General features: G+C 32.6%; 1 protein-coding gene. It reads right to left on the bottom strand.

What is annotated here, in order from left to right:
- Window positions 1-62: 62 nt before the first annotated feature.
- Complete coding sequence (locus ACVC3Y_RS03045) at window positions 63-620, bottom strand: hypothetical protein (protein WP_452226074.1); 558 nt, start codon at window positions 618-620, stop codon at window positions 63-65.
- Window positions 621-775 lie beyond the last annotated feature (155 nt).

Raw genomic sequence — 775 nt, 5'->3', positions numbered from 1 at the left:
AGGAAATTCAGATGTAGCAAATACGCAACTACCTTTATTTAAGCACAAAACAGCAATTATTTTTATACGTTGTTGTGTGCAGTTTTTTTTATTTCCGATTTTAAATTATTCCATTCATTCCAAAATTGTCGAAAACCATTTTGGTCAAAATCATCTTTCGGAACTTCTTTTTCATTTATGTTTCCATAAAATTGTTCAACTTGGTCAGTAAATTCAATAACTTGGTTTATATAAATCTCAATTGGAATTTTCGTTTTCGCTCCCTTTTTGGTTGTGAATTCAACAGTTCCATTTTCATGTCTAACATTCCAATCAATTCCGTTGTTGCATCCACAAATCAGAACATAATCTTTCTCGTCATTTGGAATCATAAAATGTCCACAACAAGGAACTAAATAATTATCAAAATCCCCAATTGAATAATTTTGTTTTAAAGTCCGAAGCAGATAAAGTCCAGATACACTCAAACACCACGAGTCAGATTCCGAGTCAGATAAAATTTCATTTCCGATTTTCAGATACAGTTCTCCATGAGAACATAAATCAGCTTTATCGTCCAATCCATCATCTTTAATCCAATGCTGTCTTAAAATCCTTATTTCAAATTCTGGGTTCGTCATTTCTCAAATTGCACACAACGGTCTTGTGTATGGAAAGTTGCGTTTTTGGCGACGAGGATTTTCCGAAGGAAAATCAGAAGTTGGCAAAAATGCAACTACCATTATTTAAGCACTAATCTAGCAATTTTTTATACACGTTGTTATAAAATGTAGCG

The organism is Lacinutrix cladophorae, from assembly GCF_053604645.1.
The sequence above is the reverse complement of the archived record's forward strand: the minus strand, read 5'-3'. Positions and strand labels throughout refer to the sequence as shown.

Coding starts and splice junctions, on each gene's coding strand:
- ACVC3Y_RS03045 (WP_452226074.1), bottom strand. CDS start 620: ATGACGAACCCAGAATTTGAAATAAGGATTTTAAGACAGCATTGGATT.